The 26,607-nt window shown below is 47.8% G+C and carries 21 protein-coding genes; 3 read left to right on the plus strand and 18 right to left on the minus strand.

Going from position 1 to position 26,607, the window contains the following annotated elements:
* Positions 1-276: 276 nt before the first annotated feature.
* The gene (locus MZO40_RS01505; RefSeq protein ID WP_082230185.1) at positions 277-597 is read right to left on the minus strand and encodes a SemiSWEET family transporter; all 321 of its coding nucleotides are present in this window, start codon (positions 595-597) and stop codon (positions 277-279) included.
* A gap of 448 nt (positions 598-1,045) precedes the next feature.
* Between MZO40_RS01505 and MZO40_RS01510 the strand changes: the two genes are divergently transcribed.
* Positions 1,046-3,892 (plus strand): endo-beta-N-acetylglucosaminidase, encoded by a 2,847-nt coding sequence (locus MZO40_RS01510; protein ID WP_252133058.1) that lies wholly within the window; start codon positions 1,046-1,048, stop codon positions 3,890-3,892.
* Positions 3,893-4,396: 504 nt separating this feature from the next.
* On the opposite strand, the gene MZO40_RS01515 is transcribed toward MZO40_RS01510, so the two are convergent.
* From MZO40_RS01515 to dhaK, 13 genes are all read right to left on the minus strand, one after another.
* Positions 4,397-6,667: a glycoside hydrolase family 65 protein gene (locus MZO40_RS01515; protein ID WP_050337931.1), complete on the minus strand. Its 2,271-nt coding sequence runs from the start codon at positions 6,665-6,667 to the stop codon at positions 4,397-4,399.
* A 26-nt stretch (positions 6,668-6,693) separates the two neighbouring features.
* The gene (locus tag MZO40_RS01520; RefSeq protein ID WP_050337932.1) at positions 6,694-7,800 is read right to left on the minus strand and encodes an ABC transporter ATP-binding protein; all 1,107 of its coding nucleotides are present in this window, start codon (positions 7,798-7,800) and stop codon (positions 6,694-6,696) included.
* Positions 7,801-7,901: 101 nt separating this feature from the next.
* The gene (locus MZO40_RS01525; protein ID WP_105960619.1) at positions 7,902-9,224 is read right to left on the minus strand and encodes an alpha-amylase family glycosyl hydrolase; all 1,323 of its coding nucleotides are present in this window, start codon (positions 9,222-9,224) and stop codon (positions 7,902-7,904) included.
* A 33-nt stretch (positions 9,225-9,257) separates the two neighbouring features.
* Complete coding sequence (locus MZO40_RS01530; RefSeq protein WP_105960620.1) at positions 9,258-10,088, minus strand: DUF1189 domain-containing protein; 831 nt, start codon at positions 10,086-10,088, stop codon at positions 9,258-9,260.
* A 27-nt stretch (positions 10,089-10,115) separates the two neighbouring features.
* Positions 10,116-11,000, minus strand: coding sequence for a sugar ABC transporter permease (locus MZO40_RS01535; protein WP_003637417.1), 885 nt, complete (start codon positions 10,998-11,000; stop codon positions 10,116-10,118).
* 4 nt (positions 11,001-11,004) lie between these two features.
* Positions 11,005-12,294, minus strand: a complete 1,290-nt coding sequence (locus MZO40_RS01540; protein ID WP_003637416.1) for a carbohydrate ABC transporter permease — start codon at positions 12,292-12,294, stop codon at positions 11,005-11,007.
* A gap of 109 nt (positions 12,295-12,403) precedes the next feature.
* A complete protein-coding gene (locus MZO40_RS01545) occupies positions 12,404-13,660 on the minus strand; it encodes an extracellular solute-binding protein (RefSeq protein WP_105960621.1) in 1,257 nt (418 codons plus the stop codon).
* Positions 13,661-13,899: 239 nt separating this feature from the next.
* On the minus strand, positions 13,900-15,588 hold the full coding sequence (locus MZO40_RS01550; protein ID WP_105960622.1) for an alpha-glucosidase: 1,689 nt from the start codon (positions 15,586-15,588) through the stop codon (positions 13,900-13,902).
* Between the two features lie 16 nt (positions 15,589-15,604).
* Positions 15,605-16,561 (minus strand): LacI family DNA-binding transcriptional regulator, encoded by a 957-nt coding sequence (locus MZO40_RS01555; RefSeq protein ID WP_050337938.1) that lies wholly within the window; start codon positions 16,559-16,561, stop codon positions 15,605-15,607.
* 37 nt (positions 16,562-16,598) lie between these two features.
* Positions 16,599-17,618: a LacI family DNA-binding transcriptional regulator gene (locus MZO40_RS01560; RefSeq protein ID WP_105960623.1), complete on the minus strand. Its 1,020-nt coding sequence runs from the start codon at positions 17,616-17,618 to the stop codon at positions 16,599-16,601.
* 202 nt (positions 17,619-17,820) lie between these two features.
* Positions 17,821-18,189 (minus strand): dihydroxyacetone kinase phosphoryl donor subunit DhaM, encoded by a 369-nt coding sequence (gene dhaM, locus MZO40_RS01565; RefSeq protein WP_105960624.1) that lies wholly within the window; start codon positions 18,187-18,189, stop codon positions 17,821-17,823.
* Positions 18,186-18,767, minus strand: coding sequence for a dihydroxyacetone kinase subunit DhaL (gene dhaL, locus MZO40_RS01570; RefSeq protein ID WP_050337941.1), 582 nt, complete (start codon positions 18,765-18,767; stop codon positions 18,186-18,188). The genes dhaM and dhaL overlap by 4 nt, the downstream gene beginning before the upstream one ends.
* Before the next feature lie 15 nt (positions 18,768-18,782).
* Positions 18,783-19,781, minus strand: a complete 999-nt coding sequence (gene dhaK / locus MZO40_RS01575; RefSeq protein WP_105960625.1) for a dihydroxyacetone kinase subunit DhaK — start codon at positions 19,779-19,781, stop codon at positions 18,783-18,785.
* A gap of 158 nt (positions 19,782-19,939) precedes the next feature.
* On the opposite strand from dhaK, the gene dhaQ reads away from it, so the two are divergent.
* Positions 19,940-20,929, plus strand: a complete 990-nt coding sequence (gene dhaQ / locus MZO40_RS01580) for a DhaKLM operon coactivator DhaQ (RefSeq protein WP_050337943.1) — start codon at positions 19,940-19,942, stop codon at positions 20,927-20,929.
* On the opposite strand, the gene dhaS is transcribed toward dhaQ, so the two are convergent.
* The gene (gene dhaS / locus MZO40_RS01585) at positions 20,926-21,444 is read right to left on the minus strand and encodes a dihydroxyacetone kinase transcriptional activator DhaS (protein ID WP_105960626.1); all 519 of its coding nucleotides are present in this window, start codon (positions 21,442-21,444) and stop codon (positions 20,926-20,928) included. The genes dhaQ and dhaS overlap by 4 nt on opposite strands.
* Positions 21,445-21,676: 232 nt before the next feature.
* Between dhaS and MZO40_RS01590 the strand changes: the two genes are divergently transcribed.
* Positions 21,677-22,195 (plus strand): folate family ECF transporter S component, encoded by a 519-nt coding sequence (locus tag MZO40_RS01590; RefSeq protein ID WP_105920218.1) that lies wholly within the window; start codon positions 21,677-21,679, stop codon positions 22,193-22,195.
* Positions 22,196-22,441: 246 nt separating this feature from the next.
* Here the strand turns inward: MZO40_RS01590 and MZO40_RS01595 are convergent, their stop codons facing one another.
* From MZO40_RS01595 to MZO40_RS01605, 3 genes are all read right to left on the minus strand, one after another.
* On the minus strand, positions 22,442-23,983 hold the full coding sequence (locus tag MZO40_RS01595) for an FAD-binding protein (RefSeq protein WP_252133059.1): 1,542 nt from the start codon (positions 23,981-23,983) through the stop codon (positions 22,442-22,444).
* A 269-nt stretch (positions 23,984-24,252) separates the two neighbouring features.
* Positions 24,253-24,897, minus strand: coding sequence for a TetR/AcrR family transcriptional regulator (locus MZO40_RS01600; protein ID WP_105960628.1), 645 nt, complete (start codon positions 24,895-24,897; stop codon positions 24,253-24,255).
* Between the two features lie 93 nt (positions 24,898-24,990).
* Positions 24,991-26,607 (minus strand): ABC transporter permease, encoded by a 1,617-nt coding sequence (locus MZO40_RS01605; protein ID WP_105960629.1) that lies wholly within the window; start codon positions 26,605-26,607, stop codon positions 24,991-24,993.

Below are 26,607 nucleotides of genomic sequence, written 5' to 3' on the forward strand. Positions count from 1 at the left end.
CTGATTATTATTTAGCATTAACGATAATTAAAAGATATTGAGCTGGATGGAAGCCGAATCGGACGCAGCTACCAATGCAGGTTTACGCTAACTCGCCTTGTTTCCAGCGGTCTTCAGCTGGCTGCTTTTGAGCTTAAGAATAGCACGCTTGAATCCCGATTCATAATAAATTCCGCCATTTTGTGGTCAATGTTAGCACAAAGTGGCGGAATTTATTAGCTATACAACTGACAAAAAATCTGTCGGCTGATTGTTATTATCTATTTTCGGTTATGGTTAATGAACATATACGGTTAAAACGGTGATGAAACCAAAGATAACCCCAGGGACATTCGAGATAATGACTGGCCAGTCTTTATACGTCTTGAACCAGCCATACCCCGTCCATAATATCCCGTTGATCATTGCGACAAGGGGTTGTAGCGGCGACACCGGATTACCAGTAAAATTATCAATGATTTGCGGAATATACGACACGTACATCGCAATACAAGTAAAGGTTGCTAACTTACTAATTAACTTCAGATATTTGACCCGCTTGGGATCGACAGCGTCCTTACCAGTCGGGTACTCACCATTATCAACTTTATATTTAATAACTAATCACCTTCCTGGTAGGTCATTATACTACACGACTTCAATCAATCCAAAAAAAGCAACATCGATAACGTTTTCATACATCTTTTCATGATTCAGCCCCGCCCTAATCACACCAGGTTGTGAGCGTAAATTCAGATAAACCATCTAAATTGGCGTTGTTTCAGTCATCAATTAGTTTATTTTGTCCCTTAATTCCTTTAATTTGTCGATACCCTTTACTGAAAAAATTATATATCATACATACCAGTAATGTATAGATGACCCTGGTCGTGTGGCCGGACTTTACCGAACACGATTAGTCTCCATTAGACGATTGGCAATTACCACAGAACCGCTAATTTATTACCGTTTATCGCCATTATCTGGTGACTTTCAATCGTCAGTCCACATGGCCATGGTCGTCTTCGTCAGGTGACTCAGATTTGATCAAGGGAGGAACAGTATCATGAGAAAAAGACGGCAACGCCAAATCGCGAGTACGTTTGCCCTACTGATAGCCGCGCTCAGCTTGTCCGCATGTTCAAGCCAGCAATCTAGTGGCAAAGTCAGCTACAAACAGACCGCTGAAGCCAGTCTGGATAAAGGGATGGATAATCATCCGGAAGCGCCGTACTGGTTTCCTAATCAGCTGCTAAAGTGGCAATTCAGTAAGGACAAGCAGGCTAAATATAATGTTGCGACCGTACCACTGGCCAAGCGCATCGACAAGTGGCAGCTCCCGACCGTCAACAAGACCCAGGGCCCTAAAATGAAAGTCGTCGCATTATCGATTATGAACGCGTCGACCAGTGGAAATGCGCCCCGCGGGATCAATACGTTTGACGCCAATGTCTTCTCAAATTGGCAATATATTGATCAACTCGTCTACTGGGGCGGCTCAGCGGGTGAAGGCTTGATCGTGCCACCCACGGCCGATGTCATTGATGCCGCTCATAAAAATGGCGTGCCCGTTCTTGGAACCGTTTTCTTTCCGCAGGTCGTTAGTGGCGGCAAGCTCAAATGGCTCAATGACTTCCTGAAACAAGATAAGGACGGTCATTTTCCTATGGCTGATAAATTGGTAGCGGTTGCTAAGGCCTATGGGTTTGATGGCTGGTTCATCAATCAAGAAACCGACCCCGAAGTGAAGAGTTTTGACTCCGCCGCTAGTGGTAAGAACAGCCAGTCCACGACGAAGAGCGGGCTAACCAAAAAGCACGCACAGCTCATGCAACAATTGATCAAGGAATACAAGCAAAAAGCCGGCAGCAAGTTAGACCTCATGTGGTACGATTCGATGACCAAGGACGGTAAGATGGATTGGCAAAATGCGCTTACTAAGGAAAACCAGTCCTACCTGGTTGACGCCAACATGAAGCCAGTCGCGGATTCAATGTTCCTGAACTTCTGGTGGACGAAGAAACGGTTAGCGAGCCAGGACTTGCTCAAAAAGTCGCGGGACCGGGCTGAAAAGCTGGGGCTCAACCCTTATAACCTATTCGCCGGCATCGACGTTCAGGCGGATGGTACTTCGACACCCGTTCGCTGGGATTTGTTTGCCAACCAGCACAACGTTCCCCACACGTCGCTAGGCCTTTACGCGCCTAATTGGACCTATACGTCATCTGAAACGCCCGATGAATTCCAATCTAAGGAAGAAACGCTATGGGTAAATGACCATAGCGATCCATCACGTAGCGTTCCGTCCAAGACGTCGAGTCAGTGGCCCGGTGTTTCCACCTATGCCGTGGAGAAAAGTGCCATTACGAAACAGCCATTCGTCACTAACTTCAGCTTAGGCAATGGCTATAACTACTTTATCAAGGGACGCAAGGTCTCACTGCGCGATTGGAACAACCGCTCGTTGCAGGCCATCAACCCGACTTACCGCTGGATGATCGACAATCCCTCTGGTAACGACTTAAAAGCGGCTTTCGACTATACCGATGCCTATGACGGTGGCAACGATATTCAGCTGTCCGGTCAGATGCGCAAGAACAAGACCAGCACCATCAAGCTCTATACGACCGATATTCCGTTTACCACCAACACCCAAGTCAAGGTCGCTGCGAAAGCCACGGATAAGACCCAATTAGATTTAGTGGTCACGTTAAAAGATGGTCGCAAGAAGACGATCAAGGGCGATCAGGCTCTCAGCTCTAAGTGGCAAACGATCGATTACGACGTCAGTGGGCTTGCTAAGAAGACCGTGAAATCAATCAGTCTAAGCCTAACGACCAGCAAGTCGGATACCAGTTATCGCGCACAATTAGGGCGGTTGGCAATCACGGGCAAGCCGCAAGCCAGTCCAACGGCCGTTAAGTCCGTCGCCATCGACAACCGTGTCTTTGATGAAGAAGGCAAGTACGCTGGCGTGAACTTGAGCTGGCAAGCCGCATCAACTAAGCATTTGGACCACTATGAAATCTACCAACGCAACCAGAATGGCTCACGCTCATTTCTCGGCGCAACTGATACAACTAATTTCTACCTCAACGCCCTTGAGCGGACTGGGCAACAAAATGAAACTGATTTGATGGTCGTCCCAGTCGATATTTGGAACCAACGTGGCCCGGCCTCCAAAGTAACCACGTTGAAATGGCCCGATAACCGCAAGCCCAAAGCAGCCTTTACCGTCGACCGGACCTTAGCTAGTCCCGGAAGTACCATCAAGTTTACGAACACGTCATCCAACAACGCGACTAGCTTTAAGTGGCAGTTTACCGGTGCCAAGCAAACCAGCAGTACGGCTAAGAACCCAACGGTCACATACGCGAAGGCCGGCACCTATAACGTCACCTTGACTGCGAAGAACAAGGATGGGCAGCGGTCCGTAACGATGAAAAAATTGATTACGATCACGCCTAAGGCTAAAGGCGCGCTGACGGTGCTATCGAAGAATGCGAAGACGAGTGCCTCGGGTTACACCAATAGCAGTGAAGCGCCAAAGATGGCCGTTGATGGCAAACTCAGTACCAAGTGGTGTGCGACTGGTAAAGCCCCGCATACGTTAACGCTTGATTTAGGCCACCAAGCTACCGTTAGCGCGGTCAAACTCGCCCACGCCAAGGCGGGTGGCGAAAGCGCGGATATGAATACCAAAGCGTGGACAATTCAAGTCAGCACCGATGGTAAACACTTTAAGGACATTGCCCGCACGTACGACAACACAAAGGCCACGAGCCTGAATACCTTTGCCGCAACGACCGCCCGTTACGTTCGCATCGTGGTCGACAAACCGACCCAAGTGGCCGATACTGCCGTCCGTATCTATGAAATGGATGTTCTCGGCTTGAACAGCCCACTTAAATAGCAATTAGATGGGCCTATAGATAGCGCCACAATCAGCCGTGCTGAATCGGCGTGTGCGCTCCCATCCAGCCAGATTAATCGCGAATCACTAGCAACCAGCAAAATAGCAGACAGAAAAGCACAGATAGAAATAGCCGGATTTAAATAGCGTTGAAAAGTCGTTTCGAATTTCGAAGCGACTTTTTTTGCCTGCTCATCGCGAGACACGCATACTTGGTCACTTGAAACGAGCCGTTCTCGCACACCGCACACGCTTTTCTAAGTTCACATCACCATTTGCTCATGGTCACCGCCAATCGTGGGCAGTTACTAGTTTCACCACACAACCACCGCAAATCACGATTCACCGCTAACCGCCACATTCGCACAAGTTTTCTGACGCCCAAAAAGCCCGCATCAAAACGATACGGGCCCTCTAGGAGTAGGTTAGAATGAACTTGGAATCATTCTAGGGTTGAGTCTTGATCCCCACCAGTTACGGCCAGGTGTGAATCAAGGCAGGTTATTATTTTGTGGAGACGGTATTTGCGACTTCAACGGTCTTGCCGTTCAATTCGATGGTCAATGGATTACCGCTGACCAATTCAACGGTCGTCCCCTGTTGGTCAACATCGACTTTGAGCAAGCGACCGCGGAAGTTCACGTGGAACTGATAACGGGTCCAAGCCTTTGGAACAAACGGTGCGAAGGCTAACGTATCGTCAGTCACACGCATGCCAGCGAAGCCTTGAACGATTGCCAACCATGAGCCAGTCATGGACGTGATGTGTAGCCCGTCGACCGTGTCATTGTTGTAGTTATCCAAGTCAAGCCGGGCAGTCCGTTCGTACATTTCGACCGCTTTATCTTCATAGTGCAGGTCAGCAGCTAAAATGGCGTGGACAGCTGGTGACAAGCTTGATTCGTGGACCGTTAGTGGTTCATAGAAATCAAAGTTACGTTTCTTCTCTTCCGGTGTGAACCGATCCATGAAGTAGTAGATACCTTGTAAGACATCCGCCTGCTTAATATACGGCGACCGGAGAATGTGATCCCATGACCAGTGCTGATTAATGGGCCGCTGATCTGCTGGGATGGCTGAGACGGGCTGAACATCCTTATCTAGGAAGCCATCCTGTTGAACGAAGATGCCCAATTTGTCGTCATGTGGGAAGTACATCCGATCGATAATGTCTTGCCATTTGGCTAACTCATCATCCGTAATCTTGAGTTCCGCCCGTTTATCAGCACTAACCTTCTTCAAGCTGGCCAACGTGTATTCCAACGTCCAGCGTGCCATGAAGTTGGTGTACCAGTTGTTATTGACGTTATTCTCGTACTCATTTGGCCCGGTGACGCCGTGAATCATATATTGCTGATTCCGTTGTGAGAAGTGAACCCGGTCCGCCCAGAAACGTGAGATTCCAGTCAAAACGTCGATACCTTTAGTCTTCAAGTAAGTCTCATCGCCGGTATAGCGCGTGTAGTTAAAGATGGCATAGGCAATCGAGCCGTTCCGGTGAATTTCTTCAAACGTGATTTCCCATTCGTTATGGCATTCGATTCCGTTGAAGGTCACCATCGGATAGAGTGCGCCCGCCAATCCTTGCATTTTAGCATTGTGGAACGCACCAGCCAGCTGATTATACCGATATTCCAAGAGGTTTTCGGTCACTTCTGGTTTTGCCAACGATAGGTAGAACGGTACGCCAAACGCTTCGGTGTCCCAATATGTGGCACCACCGTATTTTTCACCAGTGAAGCCCTTAGGCCCTAAGTTCAAGCGTTTGTCTTCGCCATAGTAGGTTGAGAACAGCTGGAATAGGTTAAAGCGAATCCCTTGTTGCGCCGCATCGTCACCATCAATGACCACATCGGCCAATTGCCAACGTTGTGCCCAGCCATCAACGTGCGCCTGACGCAGGTCTTCATATGACTGCGAACTGACAGTTTCACTCAACTCAGCTAGTCCGGTCCGCATCGCAGGCATGTCGGCATAATCACGCGAAGTCACGACCAAGACTCGTTTTTCAAAATTCTTAGTCTCATCCGGCGCTAATTCGCCACGGAAAATATTCGTGACGGCTTTTTCAGCATCCGGTGCGTTGATTCCCCGCAACGACGTTTCATGCAACATCTGCATGCCAAGAGTGAATCGTGGCGTGCCAAAGTCATTCGGCTTGGTTTCGGCAAACATACTGCCACCCGTGATCGCATGGCTCTTGTCGAGCACTTGCCAGAACTGTTCATCATAGTTGGCATCTTCATTAAAGACGTCCGCATCGATCTGCGACATAAAGCTGACTTGTACCGGTTCATTACTCAAATTATGAACGCTATAGTGCACATCGAATAATTCCTTTTGTGCCACGCTGACGAACCGGTCAATCATGAACTGAACACGTTTTTCACCCTTCGTCACGATAAATGACCGCCGCAAAATTCCGGTGTACATGTCGAGGTCCAAGGTGAAATCACTGACATTGTCCTTCGCCAAATCGACTTGGTCGCCATCAATCGTCACGTTGACCTTGATGAAGTTGACCGAATTGATCACCTTACCAAAGTAATCCGGGTAGCCATTCTTCCACCAGCCGACCCGCGTCTTGTCGGGATACCAGACCCCACCAATATAAATTCCTTTTAGCGTATCGCCCGAGTAATGCTCCTCAAACATGCCCCGCATGCCCATGTAGCCATTACCGATACTCGTCATACTCTCTTGTAGTCGCTTATCCGCTGGAACGAGTTCATGGCTGACAACGTGCCACGGATCTACTTCAAAAATGCGTTTCATTGTAATTGCTCCTCCGTAATGTGAAATTACCGAATAACATCTTTAGTTTCTGGGTCAAAGAAGTGCGCCTTTGCCATTTCAAATGCCACTTCAACGTTTTCGCCTGGATTATGATAATCACGTGCATCCACTTGAGCGGTAAACTTAGACTTACCAGCCGTGCAGTACAGCATACTTTCAGCACCCAAGAATTCAGAGACCATGACCTTCGTCTTGACGATTGAGTTCGGCATTGCTTCCAAGGCGATTTGTTCAGCGTGAATATCTTCTGGCCGAATCCCGACAATCATCTTCTTTTGATCATAGCCTTGTGCCTTGAGAATCTTCAGTTGTCCTTCTGGTACGGCAACATCTAAGCCTTCGCCATCACTGACCCGGCCGTCATGAAGCGTTGCGTTGAAGAAGTTCATTGATGGTGACCCCATGAAGCCAGCCACAAATTGGTTGACGGGTTCATTGTAGAGTTCGTGTGGGGTTCCGACTTGCATGATTTTACCATCATTCATAATCACAATCCGGTCAGCCATCGTCATCGCTTCAATTTGATCATGGGTGACGTAGATCATGTTGGTCTTCAAACGCTGGTGCATTTGAGCGATGGTGGTCCGCATATCAACCCGCAACTTGGCATCCAAGTTAGACAGTGGTTCATCTAGCAGGAACGTCCCCGCGTCCCGAACAATCGCCCGGCCTAAAGCAACCCGTTGCCGTTGACCACCGGAAAGGTTAGCAGGCTTACGTTGTAAGTAGTCCGTTAATCCTAATTGTTCGGCGGCATTGTCGACCCGTTTTTTAATTTCCGTATTACTATAAGTCTTCCGAATTTTCAGTCCAAACGCCATGTTGTCAAAGACCGTCATGTTTGGATACAACGCGTAAGTTTGGAAAACCATCGCGATGTCCCGGTTCTTAGGTTCCACGTCGTTCATGACTTGGCCATTCATCTTAAAATCGCCCTTAGTAATATCTTCCAAGCCGGCAATCATCCGTAATGTCGTCGACTTACCGCAACCAGATGGCCCGATAAAGAAGATGAACTCACCATCTTTAATATCAAGATTCATGTCGGTAACGGAGTACTTATCGTTACCTTCATATTTTTTGTAAATGTGATCGAGATTCATTTCAACCATCGAAATCCACTCCCTTGTATTCTCACTTCTAAACAACGTCCACTGCACAGCGCCCCGCAAGCGCTTGCTTTTTCAACCAATTGCCATCCTTCGATAACCGATTAGTTGGATTGATCCGCAACCTTCGTCGCAGTCGTATTTGTCGTATATTTAATTAGTACTGGTTGACCATTAACTTGAAGCTGATGATTATTGACCTCGACTGCCGTATCCGTCAAGATATTTTGATAATGATCATCAGGCAGCGTCGTCTTAACCGTTGTTACTTGACCTTTCAGTGGAATCCAAGCCGTCAATGCAGCGCCAGCGGCTTGATAGCTAACTTTGATAATGCCATCTTCAACGACCGCTAATTGATAATCAGCAGCCCGCATCAGCGGTTCGTGCTTAATCGCAACCAGCTTTTGAATCAATGCTGTTAAGTCACCATGACGGTCGTTCACCATGACATCGCGGTCAAATAATGACGGCTGATGTTCAGCGCTGAATTCTTGCCCGTTATAAATTAACGGAATACCACGTTGCATAAAGATCCAAGTCAACGCATTCACCGCTTCAGATTCACTATGCATTAAGCTCATCATCCGGGCGTTGTCATGATTCTCCAAGAACCGCATTTTGACATAGTTACCTGGGAAAGTCGCATCTTGTCGTTGTAATAAGTCAACATACTGGTCGACCGTACGCCGGCCTTGCCAGTAATCCTTGAAATCACTGAAGACATCGTAGTCGTAAGTCATATCAAATGCTTGGTATAGCTCGCTATCTGATAATCCAGTGTATCCCTGTGAGCGGAGTTCTTGAATAAAGCCACTACCGGCTGATTCCGCCAGCCACAAGGTTCCTGGGTACTTGGCATTGACTTGTTGACGTGCTTCGAACCAGAAATCTAAGGGAACTAATGGGGCGACATCACAGCGATAACCATCCACGAATTGACGCCAATACAACAACGTATCGATTTGATACTGCCACAAGTCATGGTGACCGTAATCCAAGTCCTTGACGTCACTCCAATCACCAACTTTGTTCGTTAGCTGACCTTCCGCATCATGGTAAAACCATTCAGGATGTTCAGTGGCCAAGACTGAATCTGGTGACGTGTGATTATAAACAATATCCATCATCACCCGCATGCCAAGTTCATGCGCCTTAGTCGTCAGTGCCTTAAAATCATCCAAGGTCCCATATTCTGGGTTGATTTTCCGATAGTCCTTAATTGCATAGGGTGAACCCAACGACCCTTTACGGTTAACTTCACCAATCGGATTGATTGGTAGTAACCATAAAATGTCGGTCCCCAGATCCTTAATTCGTTGCAAGTCAGCGGTGACGCCAGCAAAATTGCCAGCCTCAGAGTAATTGCGGACAAAGACTGAGTAAATCATTTCGTTGCGTAATTGTGTTTGCGTATCGCGTGCCATTAATCTTCCTCATTTCTATGCTTACTAATTGGCCTAAAGTAACATGGTTTGGTCAACTTCTGGATCTTTAAATTTCGTTTTCAGGTATACCCATAGCACAACGAACGCTAAGCTCAATGATTGAACGGTTAATTCGATAGTGACGTCAAAGTGGATAAGCCCAATCACCATCGCTAACAAACTCCCGATTCCCATCATCATGAGGGTTAAATTGACCCCCTCGCGAAAGTTGCGAATATGCGTAATTTTATTATGCCGTGACAAGAACAAGAAGAAGGCCGCTCCGTTTACAAGAATCAAGTTGACCCCAACGATGATCAACCCCAGCGCCATCAGCATAAAGAGCCCAATCATGACCTTATTACTCTGATACCAGGAATTAACCAGAAATGCGTGCGCATTCGTCCTCAAATCATGTCCCGGAACGTACTTTGCTTTGAAAGTACTGCCAACTGACTTCACTTGAAAGGTACTCGTGTGCAGATTAATGACGTTTTTACGCCCCGCCATATCGGCTGTCGTCAGGTCAAAGCCAGCAACGTTATCCTTAGTTTTAATAATCACTTGATGCTGCACATTGTCGAACTGCTGATTGTGATAATCAGCGGCTTTCAATGCGGTTTGCATCTGGTCACTCGCCATCATTTTATCGATATGTGGCAGAAATGGTGATAAGTTGAAATTCGTTTGATGATTGTAATAAAACGGAATCGGCATCACCATCACCGCAGTCAGAAAGATAAATAAGACGATAATCTGTAACCAGTTAAATTGATCCCGGTTGGCAAACATTCTTCGAGGTGAGAAGAGGCTGCCAAAAAACCGGACCGGAAACGCGGTTGGTTTGTTTTTCGTACTCTGCATCTAATTTCACCCCTACTAAATTTTGTTTTAACCTTTGCTCCCACCAGCAAGTAATCCAGAAACGAAGAACCGTTGTAGGTAGAAGAACAAGGCAGCAATTGGTAACGCCACTAAGATTGCCCCTGCCGAGAAGAGGACTACTTGTTGATTTTGTGCGTTGTTAATAAATGTTTGAAGCCCAACGGCAACCGTATAATGCGATTCAGACGTCAATAAGAACTTCGCCATCAGATAATCTTGAACTGGTGACATAAATGCCCATAGCGCTTGGACCGCGATCATTGGTTTAACCAGTGGTAAGACAATCGACCAGAAAATCTTAAAGTTACCGGCACCATCTAGCTTGGCAGATTCATCCAAGTCATATGGCACATTGTCGAAGTAGCCTTTCATCAACCACGTATTTTGTGGAATCCCACCACCAATGTAAATCGCAGTTAAGAACCAGTAATGGTCCAAAGCATTCAACATGTTAGCTAAGACGTAGTAAGCAGTCAAAGCAGCCATTGTTGGGACCATTTGAATTACGATAAAGAAGGTCAAACTGAACTTCTTACCTGCAAAACGATACCGACTGTAAACGTAACCAGCTAACGTAACAACGATGACTTGGATCACCATACATGAGACTGAAATAATCATCGTGTTCAGATACCAGCTACCGTATAACGTCTGCGTAAATAAGTTTTTGAAGTTAACCAACGTCCACTTACCACCGAAGTCGAGGACGAAGGCTTGCACGTTAGCATCCTTAAACGCCGTAATGAACGTAATCAGAACGGGATAAATGATAATAATCCCAAGAACGACCATGTAAAAATACGTAAAGAACTCTTTCCAGAAACGGTGCCGACGCGCGCTATTTTGTTTTGAATTGGCATTTTTAGGTGCCACTGCTTGTGCATTATCCATAACACTAGTCCCCCATTTCAAAAGCGTGGGTCTTCTTGAAGACAATCAATGAGATCCCAATGACTAAGACGGAAATAATCAGTGTAACCGCTGCGGCTAACGAGTACTGTGGCGATGTCCCGGTCGTTAACTTGTAAATCCATGAGATCAGGATATCAGTCCCACCGGCATTCGCCCCAACATCGCCTGGACCACCTTGGTTAAACAGATAGATCATCGAGAAGTTGTTGAAGTTAAACGTATATTGGGTCACGAAGATTGGTGCAGCAATCGCAAAAATCGTTGGTAACGTGATTTTATTGAACTTCTGCATCACCGTTGCCCCATCCAGGGTCGCAGCTTCGTATAAATCTTCTGGAATCGCTTGTAAAATCCCCGTAATCATCACATAGATGTATGGAAACCCAAGCCAACCTTGAATCATAATAATGGCAACTTTCGTCCAGAATGTATCGGTCATCCAATGAATTGGTGCAATATGGGCAAATGGGACTAATGTGTTCCATAGGCCAATGACTTGCACGTTAATCGCACCGGCTGAATCGTTGAAAATATTTGAAAAACTCATAATTGAAACAAACGCTGGAATAGCCCAAGGGAGTAAGAAAATGACCCCGAAGAAGCGCTTTCCTTTAATGAAGTTCTGATTAGCAATCACCGCAGTGGCAATCCCGATAATAATTTGTAACGTGGTTGCACAGACCGTCCAAATAACTGTCCAGCCAAAGACTGCGTTAAAGGTTGCACGGTAGCTACTCAAGAAGAACATTGATGTGAAGTTCTTGAAGCCGATCCAGTCGAGTAACATAGCCGGTGGAATATGCGCGAAATCATAGTTCGTGAATGCCATCAGTAAGGTTACTAATACTGGGAACACAATCGTGAAAATCATTAGGAAGTACGCTGGAGTCGTTAACAGGTAGGCGAACCCACCGTCAACAAGACTAGCCCCTAATTCTTTGAATGTGTGTGAAACCTTTTTCCCATTGTTGATTAATTGGGCCACGTGTTTTGCATCATATAAGTTCGCAATGTAGAACACGATGAAGACAATCGTCAACAGAATCTGCAACGTCCCATAAATCATCATGAACAATGAGTTGTCTTCCATTGAGACCGAACCCAAAGTCACCAAGTTAGCAAACGCGCTAAAGCCGCCAAAGATGAATTCAGCAACGAACGCCAATAAGATAATGATGAAGCCGACACCTTTGATGGTCTGACCATTATAAAATTGACCTAGCCCGGGAATAATTGACAGGCGTTGCGCTTTTTTTACATCTTTCTTTTGCATGTCGCCCGCACCCCTTTCCTAATAAATCCTAGATTTAATGCTTTTTTCTTTTTAAAAAGGGCTGAGACAAAACGAATTTTGTTTCAGCCCCCTTAAATTACAATTTAAATTACTTGTCGTACTTTTGTGAGATATTAGTTAAAATGGTCTTCTGTGCTTTATTAGCAGCTTGCTTTGGTGTCATCTTGCCACTAGCAGCGTTGGTAACCATCGTTTGTGCTGGTGTCCAAACTTCTGACATTTGTGGTAAGTTGATCAAAGGAACATCCTTGTCGTATTGCTTTGAAACGGCCGTAGCCATGTCATCGCCAGTACTTACAGCTTCCTTACGAGCTGCCGTGTTTGCTGGAATTTCACTAGCAGACTTGTACAACTTGTTTTGGTTGGATTTGTTAGAAATGAAGTCTAACCAAGCTTGTGCAGCGGTCTTGTGCTTAGAGTAGTTTGAGATAGCCCAAGCTTTCCCACCAGCAAACGCTTGATAATCCTTGCCATTGTTCAACTTAGGCAATACAGCGACACCATAATCGATCTTGGACTTTTGATAAGTTGAAGCCATCCAAGGACCATCGATAACAGCGGCGGTCTTACCCGAAGTAAATTGTGACGTTACGAAGTTTTCGTTTGAAGTGACATTTTGCATCCCACTTGGCCAGTACTTCGTGAACCACTTCGTCATGTAAGTCAAACCTTCAACGGCACCTGAATTGTTCAAGCCCATCTTCTTGGCATTGGTGTTGTCATCGCCGAAGACGTAGCCGCCATAACCTTTGATGACACCAAATGAATTATAGAAGTTCGTCCATTGCGTCAAGAATGCAACTGACTTACTCTTATCGTTAGCGTAAGCATACTTCTTATCAGAAGCTAACTTTTCAAGTTCCTTGAAGTTCTTAGGTGCAGTCTTGATCAGCTTCTTGTTGTAATACAAGACATCTGATTCAATCGTTACAGGCGCAGCATAAATCTTGTTCTTATAAGTAACAGATTTCTTCCCCGTTGCGTTGTAACGACCACTTGCCAACTTAACCGTGGATAATTGTCCTTGTGAAGCCATTTGACCAACCCGGTCGTATGGTGCCATTAAAACATCAGGTCCCTTGCCTGAAGGGCCATCCAACTTCAAAGCATCGTCTTCATCAAGCATTGCCTTGTATGAGACCTTAACCTTGACGTTGTACTTCTTTTCGAACTTTGGAATCACAGACTTCATATATGATTTATATGAAGGGTCTGCTGAAACCTTTAACGTCTTATCCATCTTTGAACTGCTGGATGATGACGATTTGCTATTTCCACAACCTACGAGCGTGAGTGCTAACCCAGTGGCTAACGCACCCATCCCCAACTTTTTCCAAGTACTCATAGTGCTTCCTCCTTGCGAAGTAACTTAATTCATTTACCATAATTAATTATGCATCTGTGCAAACGCTTTCGCAAGCGTTTTCGTAATGTTAACGTTAACAGAATCACAACAAAAATAAATCCTAACGCTGAAAAACGTTAGGATTCATTAGTCTATCAACATTTAGACCAATTAATATAAAGATTGATAAGTTAATTAAAATTCATCACTTGTTTTATATATACCAATTTTGCATTCAATCATGCCGACACCGTTGTTCGTGGCGACACGACGATGCTACTCCAAGCTGGTAAGGTCACTTGCCGTTCCGTACAGCTAGCGCCACCCTGCGCAAGCAACGTTGCGTCGCCCGCAAATGGCAGCGTATAGCGTTGCATCTCTGAGCTTAAATTGCAGATGATTGCCGCCTGTTCAGTCCCATCATCAATCAAATAAGTGAAGAGTTGATCATTGCTACCAAGCATAATAAATTGACCATCAGTAAACGGTGCTTGGCGCTTTAATTGCAATAGTTGCCGATAATAGTTGTAAATGCTATCTTCATCATCGATTTCATCAGCAGCATTCATCTGATCCGTCTGCCCATGCTTCCATGGCAGGTGGTCCGAAAAACCATGATAAGTCGACGAATCCCATTGCATCGGTCCTCGTCCAGCCATCTTATGCGTCTTGTTCAACATCGTCATAATTTCTGGCATCGTTTTTCCGGCGGCCTGTGCACTTTTGACAAATGTCGGCACAGTTTGGTCTTCAAAATCCGCCAACTTCTGATAACGAATGTTCGTTAGTCCCAGCTCTTCCCCATAGTAAATAATGGGGGTTCCTCGTTGCAAGTAGAGTGCCGTTGCGAGAGCCTTCGCACTTTGTTTAGGATAGTTCGCATCCCCATAGCGGGTGGCAACCCGCGCCATATCATGATTGTTCCAGTAAAGCGTTGGCAAGCTGGTATCTGCTAACGCTGCTTGAATCCCAACCGTATGCTGTTTATACGCCGTAACATCCATGGGGCGTGGTTGGAACATATCTGAGAAGCTTGGATCATCGTTTGAATTATCATCCGCAAACGTTCTGAACGTAATCACTTGATCACATTCGTCCGTTCCAGGCGTCGTGTAGTCCACCATTAGATGTGGGTCGGCTGAGGACGCCTCCCCGACAATGTAAGTCTCTGGATGATTGGCTTTGATTGCAGCCACAAAATCATGTAAATATTGATGCACTTTTGGCAAGTGCGCATAGAACATATCACTAATAATCGGTGTTGAATCCCCAGACTGACTCGGATACATTTGCCGAAAATCCGCCTTAGCCAGGTGAATGAACGCGTCTAACCGCAACCCATCAATGCCTTTTTCAACCCAAAATTCGGCGACATCGCGCATGGCTTGCTGTACCGCTGGATTGGTCCAATTAAGGTCCGGCATCCGCTTATCAAACAGATGAAAATAGTATTGGTCGCCGCCAGCTGGATCCTTGTCCCAGACGCTACCGCCAAAGAAAGAACCCCAATTATTAGGACGACCCCCATCGGCTGCTGGATCTTGCCACAGATAATAGTCTCGATACTTGCTATGCGGGTCAGCGACGGCTTGCTGAAACCACGGATGTTGATCCGAGGTGTGGTTTAGGACAAAATCAAAAATCAGATGCATCCCATGTTCATGAACGACTTTGATAAGTGTTTCCACGTCCGCCATCGTTCCCAAGCTGGGGTCGACCTGATAATAATCTGAAACATCATAGCCATTATCCACTTGGGGTGATTGGTAAATGGGATTCAACCATAACGTCGTTACCCCGAGTTGTTTTAAATATGGCACTTTAGCTGTGATGCCGGGAATATCGCCAATACCATCGTGATTACTGTCATTAAAACTCTTCGGATAAATTTGATAAATCGTCTGTTGGTCATACCAATGCTTGCTCATCTGTCTATACTCCTCTTTAACGGGTCGATTCTGCCACCGACAACCGTGAATTAATGATGACCTTCTCCTGGTCGCGGCGCGGCGTATCACCATGATTAATGTTAGCTAGCAATAATCTTGCAGCGGCGCGTCCCATCGCTTCTAGGGGCTGTTGCATCGTCGTTAGCCGTTTCGTTGCAATTTGATTCAATAAGACACCGTCGAACCCAATAACACCGTATTCCGTGGGCACCTGACCGCCCTCGCTTATGATAGCGGTTTCAACTCCAATCGCCAGTCGGTCACTGGCACACACAAAGGCCGTGTTGCGTGGGAAATTACGCCAGTGGGCTTTAACATACGCTGTTGCCGTATGCGAGTGATTTTCTAGGCGAATGATTTGGGCGCTGATTCGGTGCGTCGTCACATATTCGCGAAAGCCGCGCTCACGGTCCAATTCAAAGGGTTCTGCAACTGCGATACCAATGAAGACTAGGTGCGTATAACCGGTTTCGACCGCATATTTCGTACTTTCTTGAACCGCTTGATAGTTATCCGTATCAACGTAATCATACCCCTGACGATTACTACCAAAAAAGACGACTGGCTGCGTCAATCGGGATACCCAGGCATAGTCAGTCTGCCGAATACCGGTTAAGATGTAGCCATCACATTCACCGTTTTGAAAACTGTTGCGCGTTGCAATCTGTAGTGCATACTGATGCTGGTTCAACTCGTTAGAAATTCCCGCCAGCAACATCATGTAGTACGGTTCCGTCGTATCCATATCCTCAAAAATAGTCAATTTGATGACCCGCGTCCGTCGTCCAACTAGCGCTCGCGCTGCCGCATTCGGCTGATAATTCAATTGTGCCATCACGTCCAAAATAAGCTCGCGTAATTCCGGACGGACTTGGTCGGGATGATTGATCACTCTTGAGACCGTCATCTTCGACACATTGGCTTTTTTTGCGACATCGTTTAGCGTTATCATACTTAGATTCCCCCCATCGGTAAAAGTAAGTCCGATCCTATGGCAAAGCTTTAATCTGATGTACTGAGTGTCTTCTCACGATTTGATGTGGGACAATCACCGCCGTTGATAATTCATCAGTCGGATGGTCCGCTAAGGCGATTTTCGCAGCTTCTTCACCTAGACGCTGTGGAAATACGGCAATCGAAGTCAACATTGGATGTGCTAAATCAGAGAAAATCGAATTGTTAAAACCAATCAGTGAAAATTGTTTGACCTTCCAATCAGGATCGTTGTGGAGTACCTGTTGTAATTTAAGTGCTAGCATATCATCGACAGCGACAAACGCTGTGACATCAGGATTCTGGTCAAAGAATTGATGCAATGCTTTAACGCCAGCTGCATGTGTTTCAAACCGTTCTGACAGCATAATGTTCGGTAACTGATTCTGCATCATCACCCGCTGATAACCGAGCATCCGGTCGCTCTGAACCATCCGTGATAAATCGGTGCACAAAAAACCGATGCGGCGATGCCCATGGTCAACCAAGTACTGTGCCGCATCCGTCCCAGCTTGAACGTTGTCGTTATCGACATACGACGTCTTATTGATTTCCTGATAGGGCTTCCCAATCACAACATACTGAACGTCAAATTGTTTCAACCGTTCAACGACCGGATCGTCTTTTTCTGAGTAAAGCAAAATAAAGGTCCGAATGTGGCCTTGTGCGATCATTACGTCAATATTATGCACCAATTCTTCACTAGAAATCCCCGTCGCTAGCGTCGTCATCGACCCATGCTTGCTACAGACTTCATTAATTCCACGAATCATTTCTAAGAAAAATGGGTTAGAAAAGATTTCGTGGTGGTCGACAGGTAACACGACACCGATTGTGTTGCTAGCTTTAGTGGCTAGGTTTTGCGCATTAAAGTCTGGCGCGTAATTCAATTCTCGCGCAGCTTTAATCACCTTATCACGTGTCGGTTTACTAATAATCTTACTGCCATGCATGGCACGTGACGCCGTTGACGGTGACACACCCGCGCGCTGGGCAACATCCTTAATGGTTGCCATCATGATCCCCCCGTTCTGTTCAGTCTCTCGTTCTAAATATAAAACGTTTTCAACGTTATTGCAAGCGATTGCATAAATTTGCATTACAATTTAAATTATACCGCAAAAAAGACTGTGATTTCGCGCGCTCACAGTCTTTTAGTTGAGATAATTATCGACTCATATCAGTTAGTCTGATTTTTGAAAAAATTCTAGCTATTATCTACTTAATTTTCAACGGCGCCAACTGCGCTTCCACATCCGCCAACGGCACGTCCGCTTGCAACAACGAAGCCGCGGTGTAGGCACTCTCGACTAGGGCGGTGTCATACAAATGAACCGGCTTGGTGCTCATTTCAATCGCCATTTCCAGATTCATTTTGGCACTCCCAAGGTCATAGAACGCTAACAGCTCATCCGCCGTATTGGCATCAAAGGCCTCCGTGATCTTCGCCATGCTCGTCCCGACTTGATCGTCATCCGTTCCACCAGCAATCGTGATGGAGACATCCTTCGCTACTTGCGCGAGCAGTCGTTGAACGCCAGCTGCGATTTCAGGGACGTGGGAAACAACAACAATTCCTAGACTCATAAAATCCCCTCCGTTGCTAATAAGGTCGTAAACAAGTAACCACTAGAGACGGCCCCTGGATCCAGATGGCCGGCAGAACGTTCGCCTAAATAGGACGCCCGCCCTTTTTTGGCAACCATCGGCTTCGTGCTGGCAACCGCATCGTCGATCACGGTCTGCGTCAATTTGCCAGCTTGAACCGCGGCAACGACGGGGGCCCACACGTCAATCAAGGTTTTGTCGCCAGTCGTCGCACCACCGCGTTTTTCAATTCCGGCTAATGCGGCAGCGAGCAAAGTGCCGAGGTCCGTATCGGTCTTACTCTGTTTCGCCATCTCTAAGAAGGCCGTCCCGTATAAGGGGCCTGAAGCACCACCGACTTTGCTGATCAGCGCCATGGCGGTCGCTTGAAACAGCTTCGTCAAATCTGCAGGTTGCGTGGCTAGAGCCGTCTTAACGGCTGCTAAGCCCCGCGCCATGTTGCCACCATGGTCGCCGTCACCGATGGGGGTGTCCAATTCACTTAAGTAAGATTGGTGCTGTTCGATTTGGGCGGCAAATTGGTTCAGCCATGCCGTCGTATTTTCAACTGTTAACATTTTTACGTCCTCCTCTTATGACCAAGCAATCGTTTTGACTGGGTATTGTAAGTAGTCGAGCCAGTTCGTCGTCGTCATATCTAGCAGTGTCAGTGAAATCCCCGCCATATCGATTGACGTCATGTAATTGCCGACTTTCATAAACGCCGGTTCGATGTCACGGGCAGCTAATTCATCCAATAAGTCATGGCAGAACACGTACTGGTCCATGAGTGGCGTTGCGCCCATCCCATTAACGAGTACCGCGTATTGATGGTCGGCTTGCAACTTGAGTTCGTCATCTAGCTTACCCAACAATTCTTGGACTAACGCCTTGGATGGCTTGATTTTTTCACGTCGATAACCGGGTTCACTATGAATGCCGACGCCAAATTCAATCTCATCGTCCGCCAATTCAAAGCCTGGCTTGCCGACTTCTGGGACCGTAGCAGCGGATAACGCGACCGCAATCGTTTTGAGCTGTGGCATGACCTGGTTGGCTAGCGTTTCAAGCTCATCGAGACTCGCCCCTTGATCTGCCGCAGCACCGAGAATCTTATGCATCAAAACGGTTCCCGCAACACCGCGCCGACCTTGCGTGTACAAGCTATCCTTGACCGCAATATCGTCATCGACCACGATCGATTTCACTTGAATGTCATCCAACTCAGCCATATCCTTGGCCATGTCGAAATTCATTACATCACCGGAATAGTTTTTGATGATGAGGAAAACACCTTTCCCCTGGTCAACGGCTTTGATCGCCGCATAAATCTGATCCGGCGTTGGTGAAGTGAAGACTTGGCCGGCGACCGCGGCACTCAACATGCCTTGGCCAACAAAACCGGCGTGGGCGGGTTCGTGACCACTGCCCCCACCACTTACAAGACCGACCTTACCTTTCATCGAGGCTTGGTCGCTACGAACCATCGCTTCAGTATCTGGTAATTTCGTCAAATACTGCGGGTAGGACCGTACCAAACCATCGACCATCTCTTCAACCACGTTTTTTGGATCATTAATAATTTTCTTCATACCTCAACCCGTCCCTTCTATCATTTACACGTTCATTCTATATGAATCCGCTTTCAAAATAAATGGACACTTTCCAGGTTCTGTCCGTCACTTGCCGACCGAGACTGTTTTCGAATGCGGTATAATTATATCAAACTAACGACTAAGAAGGTGGCATTATGCAAATCATCAACGAACCTCAAAATGCCCTGAATCAGGCGATTCAAGGCATTCAGCGAGCTTATCCAAACCTACAATGGGTTCCTGGCACGCTGGGCTGCTACGACCGAAATTTTCGCGACGACCAAGTGCCGTTGATCGCTGGTGGGGGTAGCGGCCACGATCCAGCTCACTGGGGATACGTTGGCACTGGTATGCTAAGTGCCGCCGTCATGGGCCAAGTCTTCCAGCCACCGACACCGCAAGAAATCATCAAAGTGACCAAGCAAGTCACTAAGAATCATGAAGCCTTTTTTATCATCAAAAACTTTCCTGCCGATGTCGCCGCCTTTACAACGGCAGAAGCCCAACTGACCGCTGAAGGCTGGCAAGTTGGGCACTGCATCGTCGCCGATGATATTTCAGTTGACAATGCGTCCCTCAAGCAACGACGCAGAGGGGTCGCCGGCACTGTTTTAATTCATAAAATTCTCGGAGCAGCCGCAGCACGGGGCGCGTCGATCGCCGAACTCACTGATTTATCGGCGTCCCTCATCACCAATATTCATACGATTGGCGTTGCCGCTAGTGGCGCACGCATTCCGGGTCAAACCGCGACCTCGTTTAGCTTACAACCCGACGAAATCTACTACGGTGTCGGCATTCATGGCGAACCTGGGTATCGCCGCGAACCTTTTCAGTCTTCAGAACGGCTCGCGCAAGAACTGGTCAGCAAGTTGCGGCTCAACTTCCGCTGGCATGCTGGCGACCACTACGCTGTGATGGTGAACTCACTCGGTGGGACGACGCCCTTAGAACTGATGGTCTTCAACAACGACGTCCATGAGCTGCTCGACTTAGATGCCGTCACCGTTGACTTCAATAAAGTCGGGACCTTCTTGACTTCTAACGGGATGCACGGATTATCGTTGACCTTATTAAAACTTGCGCATCCGAGCTGGCTGCCCGCACTCCAGAAGCCGGTCACAACTGCCGCTTGGCCCAACTAATTCAAAATCGCCAACGTCATCTTAATGGCCGCAATCGCATCTTGCGACAGGACCTCATAGTCTTCCGGATGATTGGCAACGATATTATGCGTCAGCGATTGCGCGATGCCTAAACACAGTAACCAGATCAAGGCCGCCATCTCCGGTTCATCCGTCTGTGTCAGCTCAGTCAACAAGACGACTAAGTGATGGCCAACTAACGCGGTCACGTCGATTTCGTGCTGGGCATTGATACACTCGGCATAAAACCGCCGATTCGCATCCAGTTCATAACAGACTAGCTTGATAATGTCTGGCCAGGGCAAGTAGTTCAAGTTATGTTCAACGGTCTCGGCCAAGGTATCGTCAATAAACCAGGTTAATAACTCATATTTATCTTGAAAATAATCATAAAATGTCTGTCGCCGAAAATGGGCCGCATCCATAATGGCCGTCACTGATGTCCGGCTAAAGCCCTTCGCAAGTACGACATCGTGAAATGACTTAGCAATCTTTTTCTTGGTGATGTATGCCACTTGTAGACGCCTCCATGCTTGTTTTATCAACATTGTATCGATAAGTGCGCGCCCTGTCCAACAGAACTGAAATCGGCTAGTCACTACTATTCCACGAAACGCTATGAACAGTGATATAGCGTTTCGTGGAATTAATTTTTTAATGCTGAGTATTAATGCTATTTTCGGCCCCTAGTATTTTTGAGCGCCATACACTAAAATACTAACAACACACACTTAGGGGGCTTTCATCATGACACCATCACTTACCGTCAAGCGGCTACCACTACTGGGGATGTTGGTTGCTATGCAGGTCGTTTTGGGTAGCTTGCTGACCATCCAACTGTTACTCACTAAAATCTCGTTTACTTTTATCATCATCGCGTTGACCGCACGGCTATTCTCACCACTCGTCACCGCAGGCAGTGCGGCCTTAGCCAATCTATTAGGCATGTTGTTGTTTCCAAAATTCACGTTTTTTCCCGGCTTTATCTTAACGGCCTTTTTGACCGGACTGGTTTTTGGTCTCGCCTTCCAACAACAAACGAACCTGCCGCGGATTTTAACGGCGAACTTTATCGTGGTCTTCATCCTCAACCTTTTCATGAACAGTCTGTGGCTACACATCATGTACATGACGCCGTGGTCCGTACTGCTGACGACCCGCCTTATTCAAGAAATCGTGACCTACGTTTGCTACACGGCCATTTTGATCGCGGTCTTTAAGGTCCCGATTCTGACCAAACTGACAACCCGTGACAGTGGTCATTAATTATTTATTGAAATTAATGATGACGCCCAGTCAAGATTAGCTCTCAAGCGCCGCACCAGATCAAAACACCCAGTCGTTTCAGGAATTTTTCAAGCAAAATTCGCAAGACGACTGGGTGTTTTAATTATTCGTGGGATTCATTATTCTATTCGCCAGCATAGCCCCTGTTCGGCCACAGCATCCATTCCGAAGCGCTACCACCTGTCTGCAAAAACCGGTACCAGGCCGCCAGTTTTAGCATGCGCCCTAATTCAACGCCGCAACCATGCCATCCAAGAATTCATCCGCCGCACCAATAAAGATTTGTTGCGAATGATTGAAGATGGGCGCCTGTTCGTCTGAATTCACAGACAAGACGTGTTGCGCGCCGGACATGCCGGCCAGGTAATCATCATCACCAGAAACGCCCACATTAATTAGGACTTCAGGGGCCACGGTGACCGCGCTGCCACCGATTTGTTGCTCAACACTAAACTGTTCCATGACGGTCAATGGCTGCGTGACAGCAATCGCTGCGCCGATCCACTTGGCTAATTGCTGGGCCTGCAATAAAACAGCCGGTGTCATGGCGCCCCGTCCGAGTGCAATGATTCGTTTGGCAGTCGCAATGCTTCCGACATTGACTGGCACATCTTGCGTTAATTTCAGCCGCTTGACGACCCGATGTAAATCCGCGACAACTAGGTGTTCCGGCGCCGTTGCGGATTCGTGCCCGACACTTAAGGCCGCATCATCATTAAAGTTGGTCGTCGCGTAAGTCGTGGCAAGTTGACCGGCCGTTCCCACCAGTAGTGGCAGGGTTGCCAAATCATTACGCAAAGCGACCAATGGTGATTGTTGCGTGTAGGCTAAATCGCCAATCAGCGGCATTAATGGTTCAAAGGGCGCCAAGGCTTGTTGACTCGCAAACAGTGCGGCTAATTGGGCGGCATCCGTAAAGCCGCGGTCATCATCCGCCTGTTGAGCCGCATTAAAGACACTCGTCTCCAAGCTGGCAGTCAATGCTAAGGCCGGTGCCAGCGTCGTTAAAGGCGGTTGTTCAGCCAAGGCCAATTGTCGCACTTGATCCGTCGCGTGTTGCCAGACGCCGGCCGTCACCGTTGCCGCAAATAGTTGCCCAACGGCTTGGGCTCGCTGTAAGACGCGTTGGCCCCGCCCGAGCTGACCGAGTTGATTGGCCGCCGTTGCCGGAACGGCGGTGAGTTTTAAGTCAGCCACTGATAAACCGCGTAGTCCGAGTAACGGAACCGGATTGCCAATCTCAACCCCTGCTTGGTCGGCCTTGATCATGAACGCGCCGGCCGCGTCCGGCGGCGTCTGGGCTAACACTAGGTAGTCGGTCACTTGACCAGCGTTCAACACAGCCTTGACCGTCCCGGTTAATTGCCAACCAGCCGTTACTGGCGTGGCTTTGACCGTAGAACTATCAGTCACGCGCAACGGTAGCGCGGCTAAGCCAAAGGTCGTTTGCGGTGTTAAATACTGTTGCCGCTGCTGGGGCGTTCCAAACGTTGCCACGGCATCTTCAACTTGCCAGCGAGCAGCGAATTGGCTCGCTAATCCAGCGGAGTTCTGCGCTAAGACCAATAATGCCAGCACCCGTTGCGTCAAGCGTTCATCCGCTAACCCATCACTTAAAGCTAACTGCTCGGTCAGTGACGCTAACAGCGCGGGATCGACCGTCCCAGTCGTTTCTAGTTGCATGGTCATGCCCATCAGTTGCTCACGCGCTAATGCTTGTAAAGTTTGCCACAGCGCCATCTGCCGTGCTGATAAATGTAATTCCATCTTGATCCCTCGCTTCATCCGTTACTTAATAAGTCTAACTTACCACATTTTTAGCGCGCAAACGAATAATCCTGTCAACGGGGCTCATTTCACACACTGCCCCGTACCATTCAGTACAAGCTAGCTGTAAAATCAAAAAAGCAACTGCCTGATCCATGCCGGCAATTACTTTTTGAATGCATCGTGATGGTAAGTGGCAAGCTTCAGTAGTTTGCCTCCTACAGTCTTTCAGAAGGCCAATGTAACATCAATACATGCGACTTTGCGCACTAAGGGGCAACGAAGCCATGCTCCAAAATCGTCATATAGGTTTGAGCCCGTTGAACGACCCACGCGGCATCATCCATCGACTGCACGTTTGGTTGTTTTCGCATATAGGCTTGAAATTCCGTAAAAATTTGATTATAAACGCCCATAATTAACGCAATCGTTGCTTCACGATCAATCTCTGGACGCAGTTTCATTTTATCCAAGACCTGGCCAATCATGTCCTGAGTCATCGTCATTGCTTGGGCATACAAGCCTTTCATCTGTGCTTGTAATTTCACCGGTAACCGTTCCAAGGCACCGTAAGCTTCAATCATGACCTTCATCTCATCTGGATGGGTTCGGCCGAAATCAGCCTTATATTGTGCGCTGCGAGCCATCAACGTCACCAGGTCATCGGGTACGGCATAGGATTGGCGATTGATCGTCGCGATAATTGTCTCAGTCGCCAGCTGGACGGTTGCGAAGTAGAGCCCCTGTTTGCTGCCATAGTAATGAAACAGGAGCCCTTTGGAGACAGCCGCAGCACTGGCGATGGCATCCGTTTTGGCATCCCGATAGCCCCGCGCAGCAAACTCATGCATCGCCGCTTGCATCATCCGCGCCACCTTTTTTGGATCCTTGGGAACTGTTTGCTTGTTTGCCATCTACCAATCATCCTTTCATCCATTGTTGTCGCTAGTTGTCACCGTATTAATCATTGTCATCAAATGTCTGGCGTTGGTCGGGTTGCCAGCGACCTATTGCGCGAGGTCCCGACGCCGATAGCCAAACGCCGCTATGATTAATATTAGCACAGCGATTGCCAAGCACCAGCCACTCGTGGTCCAATCGATTGCTTTAATCGGAACCTTATTGACAAACCCGATTGGCGTCAACCGCCGCGCCCACCGTGGCAAATCGATTAAGTTACCCAGATAAAGCGAGAAAAACGCATAACCAACCCACGCCCAGGCGACCACGTGCCATTTGGGCAGCCAACCAGCTAAGGCACTGGCAGCCGCAATCATGACCAACATTGCCGGAACATAGGCGCAGAAAATCTGCCAATAAGTTGACCAGCGAATCGGGTCGGTCATGGTGATTGTCCCCATCAAGTACATCCCGGCCAGTCCGGCAAGCAACACGCCACTGCCAAGGACCAGCGCCCAGCCAGTATAACTGACCCACACGTGCCAACGAGACGTTGCGGTCGCATAAACTTGATGCAGAACGCCTTTTTGCTCATCGCCCACCAGCTTCAGCATCAACTGCACGGCTGGAATTAGCGCCACAATCACCATCACGACCGCTAACACAGCAATGAAATTTTTAACGATCGTCCGATTGGCCGCAGCCAGTGCGGAAGTCCCCAGTAATTGCTTGATCATCGGATTGCTTTTCGCTAAGTCACCAATCGTGTTAAAAATTGACGCGTAGGACGCCCCTAAAATGAAATTACCGAGCAACCAGGCAATCATCATGCCCCGTGATTGCCGCCATAATAACGTCGCCGGTCCTCGCAGCCATAAGCTCGCCTGACGCCGGCCACGACGCGGGCTAATCAATCCGGCACCCACATCACGTTGGGCACTCAATCCTAGTGCCACGGCTAAGCACACTAGACCCATCAGCCCGTACAAACCGACCGGTAGCCAGCGAGCCGTCTGATACACGTCCATTTTTTCAATCCAGCCAAAGGGAATCCACCAAGTGAGGCGGGGGTGGCTGACGTCCGTTCCCATTCGCGCAATATACATACCGCCAAGAACCACGTAACTAAGCATCGTGGTCCCACTAGCACTGGTTGCGACCTGAGCAAGCAAGAGCGTCAGCATCCCAAACGCCCAGCCAAGTGTGCCTAAGCCCAGGCCAATCAGCCAATTACCGGTCGTCGTTGCACCAGGCAGTTGTGCCACTTGCAGGCCCAATCCAAAGAGCACGCCAACTAAGCCATTTAAGATGGTCAGTTCTGTCGCAACCGCGAACAGCGGCGCGAGGCGACCGACCGCGTGTGCTCGAATCAATTCTAATCGGCCGTCATCCTCGTCAGTGCGGGTCGCAGCGACCGCAATCATGATATTCATAATCACCATGAACAGCGCCATAAAAACGACCATTTCAGTCGCAAACACCTTGGCTGTCGTATACGGTGCCTTTGCGGTAAAAGCGCCAAATAAGGCGACCATCGCCGGCATCTTAAGGGTTTTGACAATTTCATTTAAGGCGGCCTGAGTCCCATAAATTCCGTCAAATTTAGCCGCAATCACCGCGAATAAGCCGGTCATTACCGCAATCCAAATCAAGTTCTTCTTCCAATCTCGTTTTAGATTAAAACGGATCAGTGTCCCCGTCTGTGCACCTAATTGCCCCTTCAT

The organism is Lactiplantibacillus sp. B652 (assembly GCF_023806745.1).
In the GTDB taxonomy this organism is placed as follows: Bacteria; Bacillota; Bacilli; order Lactobacillales; family Lactobacillaceae; genus Lactiplantibacillus; species Lactiplantibacillus pentosus.

Bases quoted from the DNA above. Each gene is read 5' to 3' on its own strand.
- MZO40_RS01590 (WP_105920218.1), top strand. From the start codon at position 21,677: ATGACACCATCACTTACCGTCAAGCGGCTACCACTACTGGGGATGTTG.
- dhaQ (WP_050337943.1), top strand. From the start codon at position 19,940: ATGCAAATCATCAACGAACCTCAAAATGCCCTGAATCAGGCGATTCAA.
- MZO40_RS01515 (WP_050337931.1), bottom strand. From the start codon at position 6,667: ATGAAACGCATTTTTGAAGTAGATCCGTGGCACGTTGTCAGCCATGAA.
- MZO40_RS01510 (WP_252133058.1), top strand. From the start codon at position 1,046: ATGAGAAAAAGACGGCAACGCCAAATCGCGAGTACGTTTGCCCTACTG.
- MZO40_RS01525 (WP_105960619.1), bottom strand. From the start codon at position 9,224: ATGGCACGCGATACGCAAACACAATTACGCAACGAAATGATTTACTCA.
- dhaK (WP_105960625.1), bottom strand. From the start codon at position 19,781: ATGAAGAAAATTATTAATGATCCAAAAAACGTGGTTGAAGAGATGGTC.
- MZO40_RS01595 (WP_252133059.1), bottom strand. From the start codon at position 23,983: ATGGAATTACATTTATCAGCACGGCAGATGGCGCTGTGGCAAACTTTA.
- MZO40_RS01555 (WP_050337938.1), bottom strand. From the start codon at position 16,561: ATGATAACGCTAAACGATGTCGCAAAAAAAGCCAATGTGTCGAAGATG.
- MZO40_RS01605 (WP_105960629.1), bottom strand. From the start codon at position 26,607: ATGAAGGGGCAATTAGGTGCACAGACGGGGACACTGATCCGTTTTAAT.
- MZO40_RS01545 (WP_105960621.1), bottom strand. From the start codon at position 13,660: ATGAGTACTTGGAAAAAGTTGGGGATGGGTGCGTTAGCCACTGGGTTA.
- dhaM (WP_105960624.1), bottom strand. From the start codon at position 18,189: ATGAGTCTAGGAATTGTTGTTGTTTCCCACGTCCCTGAAATCGCAGCT.
- dhaL (WP_050337941.1), bottom strand. From the start codon at position 18,767: ATGTTAACAGTTGAAAATACGACGGCATGGCTGAACCAATTTGCCGCC.
- MZO40_RS01540 (WP_003637416.1), bottom strand. From the start codon at position 12,294: ATGCAAAAGAAAGATGTAAAAAAAGCGCAACGCCTGTCAATTATTCCC.
- MZO40_RS01550 (WP_105960622.1), bottom strand. From the start codon at position 15,588: ATGAGCAAGCATTGGTATGACCAACAGACGATTTATCAAATTTATCCG.
- MZO40_RS01560 (WP_105960623.1), bottom strand. From the start codon at position 17,618: ATGGCAACCATTAAGGATGTTGCCCAGCGCGCGGGTGTGTCACCGTCA.
- MZO40_RS01530 (WP_105960620.1), bottom strand. From the start codon at position 10,088: ATGCAGAGTACGAAAAACAAACCAACCGCGTTTCCGGTCCGGTTTTTT.
- MZO40_RS01520 (WP_050337932.1), bottom strand. From the start codon at position 7,800: ATGGTTGAAATGAATCTCGATCACATTTACAAAAAATATGAAGGTAAC.
- MZO40_RS01600 (WP_105960628.1), bottom strand. From the start codon at position 24,897: ATGGCAAACAAGCAAACAGTTCCCAAGGATCCAAAAAAGGTGGCGCGG.
- MZO40_RS01535 (WP_003637417.1), bottom strand. From the start codon at position 11,000: ATGGATAATGCACAAGCAGTGGCACCTAAAAATGCCAATTCAAAACAA.